Origin of the sequence: Chroococcidiopsis sp. (genome assembly GCF_051657925.1) — a bacterium.
In the GTDB taxonomy this organism is placed as follows: domain Bacteria; phylum Cyanobacteriota; class Cyanobacteriia; order Cyanobacteriales; family Chroococcidiopsidaceae; genus Chroococcidiopsis.
Genome location: NZ_JBOFLP010000111.1, coordinates 1 through 8,676, shown reverse-complemented (window position 1 = coordinate 8,676; position 8,676 = coordinate 1). Strand labels below are relative to the sequence as shown.

The window sequence follows — 8,676 nt, the reverse complement described above, 5'->3', positions numbered from 1 at the left end:
AGAGTATAGGCTTTGTGCCGAAAATCCTGAAGTTTGTCAAAATTACTCATGGTCAAGTGATTTGAAACGTCTTTGACCATGAAGCGAGCGGAATCAACGATCTGACCGCTTTTCTTTGCTAATTAGTCTAAACTCCAGTAAATCAAGCATCATTTTAAGCCAAAAAAAAGTAGGGTGGGCATTGCCCACCCTACTAACAAGTAAACATTAAACAACAGATAATTTCTGCTCTTTCTCTTGCATGTATTCGGTGACGATTTGCCGGAATTGTTCGCCTTCAATTGTTTCGTTATCGACTAACAAATCCACTAGCCGATCGACTAAATCGCGATTTTCGCGGATAATTGTCCGAGCTTTTGTAAATGCTTCAGTCGCGATCGCTCTAACTTGATTGTCGATTTTTCTTGCCATCTCTTCGGAATATTCCGATCGCTCCATCCACTCTCGTCCCAAAAATACCTCGTTATCTGGGCTTTCTAAAGCGACTGGACCCAAATCTGACATTCCATATAATGTCACCATTTCTCGCGCTAGGTTAGCAACCATTTTTAAGTCTCCAGAAGCGCCCGTAGTGACTTCTGAATCGCCAAATACTTCGGCTTCAGCGGCTAATCCTCCCAGGGCGATCGCAATTCGGTCTAAAATCCAAGCGCGACTCCGCAAGTAGCTACTGTCTACGTTTTCTTCATCGGGTACGGTTTGGGCGAAGCCGCCAATTCCACCCGAACGAGGAATAATTGTCACCTTATTTAAAGGATCGGAATTTTTCAGCAGCGTAATTAATAAAGCGTGCCCGATTTCATGGTAAGCCAGCAATTTCTTTTTCTTACTGTCTAATAAAGGTGTCAGCGTCATCCCAATCGTAATGCGGTCGATCGCATCCATAATTTCCAACGGTGTAATCGCCTCTTTGCGCCGCCTTGCCGTCAGAATCGCCGCTTCGTTGAGTAAATTCGCTAAATCTGCACCAGAAAAACCAGGCGTGCGTTGGGCGATTGCTTCTAAAGAGACGGAATCATCGACTTTCTTATTGCGGGCGTGGACTTGTAAAATTCCCAATCGTCCTTTGTATGCTGGCAGATCGACTGTGACTTGGCGATCGAATCGACCAGGACGTAATAATGCTGCATCGAGTACGTCAGGACGGTTGGTAGCAGCAATGATGATAATTCCCGTATTGCCTTCAAACCCGTCCATTTCTGTGAGTAATTGGTTGAGAGTTTGCTCTCTCTCGTCATTTCCACCGCCAATTCCCGCACCTCTTTGTCTACCCACTGCGTCAATTTCATCGATAAATATTAAGCAAGGGGCATTTTCTTTCGCTTTCTTAAATAAATCTCGCACCCGCGACGCGCCCACACCGACAAACATTTCGACGAATTCGCTCCCGGAGATGCTGAAAAATGGGACTGCTGCTTCCCCGGCGATCGCTTTTGCCAGTAGAGTTTTTCCCGTACCTGGAGGTCCAATTAGCAATACTCCTTTAGGAATTTTTGCCCCAACTGCGGTAAATTTCTCTGGCTGTTTGAGGAAAGTCACCACTTCTTGCAATTCTTCTTTGGCTTCATCAATCCCCGCTACGTCATCAAATTTGATGCCCGTTTTAGCTTCCATTTGAAATCTAGCGCGAGACTTCCCAAAACTCAGGGCTTGATTAGAAGAATTAGCTGAACGACGTAACAATAGCAACATCAACGCCATCAGAGGCACGATCCAGAGTAAATTTGCTAGCAGACCCATTGCAGCCCTACTATCAGCGGAAGAATTGACTTCCAATGGGACTTGTCTATCTCTTGCTTTGTTGATTAATTCTGGATTTTGTTGTAATAACAATACTTCTTTAGGTGGTTCGTCCGCCTTTTGTCCCTCGAGCTGAACTTTAGCAATATTCTGCGCTGGGTCAAGCTCTATTCTAGTGACATCTCCGCGATCGATGCTGCGTAACAATTCGCCGTAATTCAGCGTATTGGAATTTTCTCTTTGTGCCAGTACCGGAGTACCTACAAGCATTGACTGCAATATCATTCCGCTTGCTGCCAAATGCCATAGACTTCGCTTCGCCATATTCATAGCTTTACTACCTGCTGGCGATCGCCGATCTAATGACTGTTTGCGCGAACCTCTCATATTAGAATGCCCTCTGTCGCTGCCTTGACCCATAAACTGTTTTGCTAAGAACGGTAGGTACGATCCACCGTTCTATTTCATACTTAACAGATTGAAGAGATTTTGCCTTAGCTCCAGCTATAAACTCAATTCTTCCAATCTCTAGTGTAACTTCCTTACTCAGGGAGCAGGGAGTAGGGAGTAGGGAGTAGCGAGCAGTCAACCTTCAAATCCACCCTCGTCTCTTCTTACGCACCACGCAACTACCAACTACCCATTACTACTACCTCAAATTTGACATCCCTTAGTAAAAGTCGCTATATTTAATTTAAACATACTCGTAATGAGTATGAATAGCAATAAATAAAACTTGTAGAGAGTGAACGATTAGTTTGTAGATGAAGATATTCTAGTTTTTATTTTGCAATAGTCAGCAAATATCGTCAATAAGGATTGAGATATGGTTAAGATTGTGGGTATCGGTGGCAGCTTGCGGAAAGATTCCTACAGCCAACTCGCATTAGAAATTGCAGCAAGGCGAGTCGAAGCACTAGGAGCAGAGGTAGAGATTTTAGATTTAAGGCAGATGCAGTTACCCTTTTGCCACGGGGGCGATGAGTATCCAGGCTACCCAGATGTAGAGCGGTTGCAGAATACCGTCCAGCAGGCTGATGGCTTAATTTTGGCTACACCAGAGTACCACGGTAGCGTTAGCGGCGTACTAAAAAATGCTTTGGATTTGATGAGTTTCGACCAGCTAGATAGTAAAGTTGCAGGACTGATCAGCGTGTTAGGCGGTCAACCAAATAGCAATGCTCTCAACGATATGCGGTTAATCATGAGATGGGTTCACGCTTGGGTTATACCAGAACAAATTGCGATCGGACAAGCGTGGAAAGCTTTTGGAGCTGATGGCAAGCTATTGGATGAAAAATTATCGCAACGCTTCGATCAATTTGCTCAAAGTTTAGTCGAGAATACGCGCAAATTGCGCGGTGTTTCCTAGAAATGTAGAGACGTTGCATGCAACGTCTCTACATTTCTAATGGTGGTGATGGTGATGATGTCCGTCGTCGTGATGGTGGTGGTGGTGAGCAGACACAACCGCTAACTGAGGATTAACTGAGAGTGCCTGCTCTGATAGAAGGGCAGCAATTTGAGGATTTGCCCATTCTGCTGCCATTTGCAGAAAGCGGGAATGAGCATTTACGCAGGGCATTTGCACGTAGCTAATTGTGGAATGCTTGCGACGCAAGTTGTGAATGATGTGGTCTACGTCTAGTAGAGTTTCATGATTTTCTGTGGCAAAACCAATTGGCATGAAGACGATCGCCGTTGCGCCCAAATCGATCAGATTTTTTGCTGCTAGGAATGCATTTGGCTGCGTCCATTCAATGAGAGGAGTATCGTGGTTGAGCCAGCCTACAGAGATCAGTGGATAGCGGTGGATGAGTTGTTCTCTAACTAGTTCGTATAGAGCTTCACTTTCTGCAATCCCCGACGTGAAACCCTTAGCTTTGTGGGGACAACCGTGATTCATTAATACGATGCCGATTTGCGAAGGTAGGTAGGCAGACGCAAGTTCGGCGGCGATTTTTTCTTCTACCAACTGCGCCATCAAATTGATGTAGGCAGGTTCGTTGTAGAAAGAAGGAATATAGCGTTGACCCTTCAGCCAGTGTTCTTCACCATCAGCTAATTTTGCTAAGGCATTATTGACTTGTTCGACAGCAATGCCGCTGGTAAAAATAGAATCGACAACCAGTAGAGGATAAATCAGTAGTTTGTCAAATCCTTGTGCCTTGATTTCTGTGAGAACTTGCTCTGGAAGGTAGGGAGCGCAAAAGTTAAAGGCTTTAAAAACCTGGACGCGATCGCCCCATTTAGCCTGTAGCTCTTGCTCGATCCCCGCCCGTTGCTGCTCGAAAATCGCATTATGGGGGGAAACAAAGTGGTTGTGTTGATGCTGCCACTCGTGCAAGTCAAACATTGCCAATAGCTTTGCTAAAGGAGGATAGATCCACGTTGGCACGGGGGCAAATTTAGCTGTAAGTAGATTTAAAGCTTGTTCGTTATAGTTGGCGAAATCTGCATAGCTTTCAACTTCACCATAACCCATTAGTAAAACGGCAACTCTGTCTTGGTTAGAATTTGGAGCTGGCGCTTGAGGTTGTTGTTTCTCTGGAGTTGCTACCAATTTCCTTGCCTCGCCTGAATAAATGTTCTGCCAGTCTTTGATGCTTGTAGCAGGGAGAGTACAAATTCTCATACCCCGCGATCGCTGGTACTACTCTTACTCACACTAGGTTAGCATCCCCTATGGGGGGATTGGTCTATCTATGGAGGAAATCTTTATGAAGGGGTGAGGAGTGAGGAGCAAGGAGCAAGGGAGCAGGGAGCGGGGAGCAGGGAGCACAGGGAGCAGAGGAGCAGAGGGGCAGAGGAGCAGGGGAGGCTGGGGGAGCGATCGGGAGCGATCGGGAGCAAAACAATTCATGCATTCAAAATTCTCTACACCCCACACTTCCCACACTTCCAATACTTCCCACACTTCCAATACTTCCCACACTTCCCACACTTCCCACACCCCACACCCTTTCATCGCGCACCACTCACCACTCTCTTTCCCTCACTCCTCGCTCCTTACTCCTCGCTCCTCATTCAAGCAACGATCGCCCGATCTCGTCCTTCTTGTTTAGCGCGATAGAGAGCGGTATCGGCAGCTTTGAGAATGGCTTCTCCCTCTAATCCGTGTTTGGGAAAGCTAGCGACTCCTAAAGATAGAGTTATTGCTCCTACAGGTTGACCGAAAGATTCGACATGTAGTTGTTTGACAGCGGCGCGAATTTGTTCGGCACGTAATTGCGTTACCCCAAGGGAAGCTTCGGGAAGAATGAGAATAAATTCCTCTCCACCGTAACGACAAGCAATATCCGAACCTCGGACGTAACTTTGCAAGCAGCGTCCCAATTCCCGTAACACGGCATCGCCAGCATCGTGTCCGAGAGTGTCGTTGATCCGCTTGAAGTAATCGACATCGAGCATGATGATGGACAGTGGCTGTTGCTTGCGATCGCAACGTAGCATTTCCCGCTCTAAAGCTTCTTCCATATAACGTCGATTGAATAAACCAGTCAGCGAGTCGCGAATGCTCTGGTTTTTCAAAGTCTCGCGGAGTTTTAAATTAGCTAAAGTCGGAGCGATATGTTCTGCGACTCCAATCGCCAGTTGTCTTTTGGCAGGGGAAAGAACGCCCTTTTCTAGCGAACCGAGATAAAGCACGCCGAAGGTTTCTCGATGCGCCATCAAAGGCACGCACAAGGACTCAGCTGGTAAGCTGTGGTGTACGTGTTTGCAGAGCAAACCATCGTCGGCATCATCAACCCAATGAGGTTTACCCAAGCGGAGCGCCCAACAATCATCGGGATTAAAAGCTTGCTGATTTGCTAAGAGGGGGACTCCCCAGGTAGCAACTGGTTCTAGTAAACTTTTCGTGTTGCGGTTGAGAAAAATTCCCCCCGATGCCTGTGGGAACAGAGATTGCACGAGTTGAGCTAGGGTAGTGCAAGCTTCTTCCAGCGTCAGACAAGCTTGTAGTACATCAACGGTATAGCTGAGGTAGGTAATTTCGTGGTTGCGCTGTTTGAGTTCGTTGACCCAATTACTCAGTTGCTCGTTAGCTTGCACTCTTTCTGCTTCCGCTTGCTTGCGTTCGGTTACATCAGTACCAGAGGCAATAATGTAACTAATTTTACCGCTGGCATCGTACATCGGTGTGAAAGCAAAGTCAATCGTGATGAATCGATCGTCGCCTACTTTTGCTTCGCCTTCATAACGCACTTTTTCACCCTGACTGACGCGATCGATCGCCGATCGCAACTCGGCTTGTACGGTAGGAGAGTAAGACCACCAGTAAGTTTGAATCAGAGATTTACCCAAAACATCTTTGGGCTGAAGATCGGCTGCATCTAATAAAGCTTGATTGGCTTCGATCAGCGTGCCATCAGCCGAGAGAACGGCAACAAAGGAGAATAAGCTATTGATAATGTTACGTAAATGCTGTTCGCTGTGACGCAGGCTTTCTTCAGCAGTGGAATGAGCCGTAACGTCTATACCACAGGCGATCGCGTACTCTACTAACCCTTGGCGATCGCGCAGGATCGTATTTGTCCAAGCAATGCGGCGAGTATTACCATCTCGGTTGAGACAGTAACCTTCGTATTGGCTTGCCGATTGGTTAGCAAGTAAATTTTCCCAGTGAGTTTTGGGCAATTCAGCTTCACCAGGGAGCGAAAATAATTCCCAAAAAAACTTTCCTTTAACTTCTGTTGCCGTGCGAGCGGTCATTTCTTCGCAGGTGCGATTACAGCGAAGAATTTTCCCTTGCGGGTCGAGAACCACCACCAAAACGCCTGCGGTATTGAGGATTGATTCCGAAAAATCTCGTTCCTGGGCGATCGCCTCGGTCATCTGCTGGCGCTCTCTCATCTCGCGATCTGTAAAACCGTAGACTCCAGTTAAGAGCAACATATTCAGGCAAATAGCAGCGGCAAAGGCAAACATGGTTTGACGTGTGCGCGTAAATTCTGCTTGCGACTGCTTCTGTAACAGAGCGTACTCCGTGCTTTCCATGTCTTGGACGATCGCTTCAATTTTATCCGTGAGATACTTCGATTTCTCTAACAAGGTAGTTTGGGAAGCGGCTGTAGCTCCTTTGGTTTTTCTTAAAAAAGTTGCTCGTTCGATTTCAGTAATTTTTTGCTCGATTAAGGGTTGCAGAGTTGACAAACGGCGCTGTTGGTGAGGATTGTTGTTAGTTTCCTGCTGGAGATGGATGACTTTGGTTTGAATGTCTCTTGCCGCGTCGTAGTACGGTTCTAAATAGCTAGGTTGTCCAGTAGCGATATAGCGATGTTTGGCGATCGTTGCCTTCTGCATGGAGGCATGGATGTCTTTCAAGTCTTCGAGGACGCGATAGTGCTGGATTTGTTTGTCATTATTGCGCCCTAGACTAGTCAGAGTGTGATGAGACACTGCCCCTACCCCAAGTAACGTTGCTGAAGCTAAACCCAAGCCAACCGCCATGCGGGTGAAAAAGCGCTTGTTACTGGGATGTTGGCGATTGACTGTCGATGTCGATGAAAGGCGATCGCTTCTTTGTTCCAGCAACTTCACAACTTGACGACCTAAAGACTGCAATGCTTCTATCTGCTGCAAATCAAGTTCTCGCGCCGTGCGGTCGATCGCGCACAAACTCCCAATTGCGCGTCCTTCCGCAACAATTAGGGGAACGCTGGCATGAAAGCGAATGTAGGGCTGGGAACAAACCCAGGGATGGGTAGCAAACTGAGAGTCTGTGGAAGCATCGGTGACAACGAAAACGTCTTTTTGTTGTAGCGCTCGTCCGCACAACGCCAGATCGCGCGAGAGGGCATCGATCTGCCAACCAAAACACGCCTTAAACCACTGGCGATCGAGATCGATAAAACTAATGCTAGCAATAGGAACGCCGCAAATTAACGCTGTCAATCGCACAATTTCATCGAACTCTGGTTCTGGCGGTGTATCGAGAATTTGACACCGATAGAGAGCTGCTAGTCTGGCGGCTTCATCTTCTAGCAGCGTTGAATTTCCAATAAAAGATTTTGTTTTTGATAACTTTTCTGCTGAGGCATTCAGCCGTTGGTGGGCGGCGGTCATCATCTAAACTCTAGATACTTAAAAACAAGGTTTGTATTATTCAAAGTTTCGTTTCGAGAAGCCAGGAGTAACTACAGTAAGAACACTGAAAGACTTCTTAAAACTTTCTAAATTCAACTCATGAAAGTCGTTATTTGTGCGGGAATTCACGATTTGCATCTGACTCAAGCGTTAATCACAGCCTTCGAGTCAAGTTTTACCTCTCTATCGCAGCTAAAAGAAACGGGAAATTTACTGGTTTATTCTCCGCCATATCCGTATTTATCCTTATCTGCTGTAGGCATTTTACAGTTTCTTCACGCTCGCCTCGGTAGTCCAAAAACAGCGCCGCCGTTGATTTTCCTCGGTTTTAGCGCCGGAGTCGTAGGCGCACTTGGTGCAGCCTGGGGATGGCAGCTAATGGGAGGCAAAGTACGCGCTGCGATCGCGGTAGACGGCTGGGGAGTGCCTTTATTTACCAACTTTCCTTGCTACCGCCTCAGTCACGACTACTTTACCCACTGGACTTCCGCCCTCTTAGGTGAGGGAAACGATAGCTTTTATGCCGATCCGCCAGTAGAGCATTTGGTACTATGGCGATCGCTGCCAACGATTACAGGTTGGTGGGTACACTCAGATGGGGCTTACTCCCAACACCGTACTTACCTGACGGCAGCTGAATTTTTGTCTATGCTTTTAAAACGACACGGGAACGAGGAGTGAGGAGCAAGGAGCGAGGAGTGAGGGGAATTTGGAAGTCAGAAGTCAGGAGCCAGGAGTCAGAAAAATGTATTTAGATGCTCCCTCAACTCTCTTCTCCCCCTCAGCCCCTCAGCTCTTTTATATCCCCTTGTCCTCTTTCCCTCGCTCCTCGCTCCTCACTCCTCACTC

6 protein-coding genes are annotated in these 8,676 nt (G+C 47.0%); 3 read left to right on the top strand and 3 right to left on the bottom strand.

The window, feature by feature from the left end; genetic code table 11:
• Positions 1 to 207: 207 nt before the first annotated feature.
• Positions 208 to 2,127, bottom strand: a complete 1,920-nt coding sequence (gene ftsH, locus ACRC32_RS08230) for an ATP-dependent zinc metalloprotease FtsH (protein WP_438553507.1) — start codon at positions 2,125 to 2,127, stop codon at positions 208 to 210.
• A gap of 439 nt (positions 2,128 to 2,566) precedes the next feature.
• On the opposite strand from ftsH, the gene ACRC32_RS08225 reads away from it, so the two are divergent.
• Positions 2,567 to 3,112, top strand: a complete 546-nt coding sequence (locus ACRC32_RS08225; RefSeq protein ID WP_438553505.1) for an NADPH-dependent FMN reductase — start codon at positions 2,567 to 2,569, stop codon at positions 3,110 to 3,112.
• Positions 3,113 to 3,148: 36 nt separating this feature from the next.
• Here ACRC32_RS08225 and ACRC32_RS08220 read toward each other — a convergent pair whose 3' ends face one another.
• On the bottom strand, positions 3,149 to 4,303 hold the full coding sequence (locus ACRC32_RS08220; protein WP_438553506.1) for a ferrochelatase: 1,155 nt from the start codon (positions 4,301 to 4,303) through the stop codon (positions 3,149 to 3,151).
• Positions 4,304 to 4,475: 172 nt separating this feature from the next.
• Here ACRC32_RS08220 and ACRC32_RS08215 point away from each other — a divergent pair, with 172 nt between their 5' ends.
• Complete coding sequence (locus ACRC32_RS08215; protein WP_438553504.1) at positions 4,476 to 4,805, top strand: hypothetical protein; 330 nt, start codon at positions 4,476 to 4,478, stop codon at positions 4,803 to 4,805.
• Here ACRC32_RS08215 and ACRC32_RS08210 read toward each other — a convergent pair.
• Positions 4,768 to 7,809, bottom strand: coding sequence for a diguanylate cyclase (locus tag ACRC32_RS08210; protein WP_438553503.1), 3,042 nt, complete (start codon positions 7,807 to 7,809; stop codon positions 4,768 to 4,770). The genes ACRC32_RS08215 and ACRC32_RS08210 overlap by 38 nt on opposite strands.
• 117 nt (positions 7,810 to 7,926) lie before the next feature.
• Here ACRC32_RS08210 and ACRC32_RS08205 point away from each other — a divergent pair, with 117 nt between their 5' ends.
• Positions 7,927 to 8,508, top strand: coding sequence for a hypothetical protein (locus ACRC32_RS08205; protein ID WP_438553502.1), 582 nt, complete (start codon positions 7,927 to 7,929; stop codon positions 8,506 to 8,508).
• Positions 8,509 to 8,676: the final 168 nt, after the last annotated feature.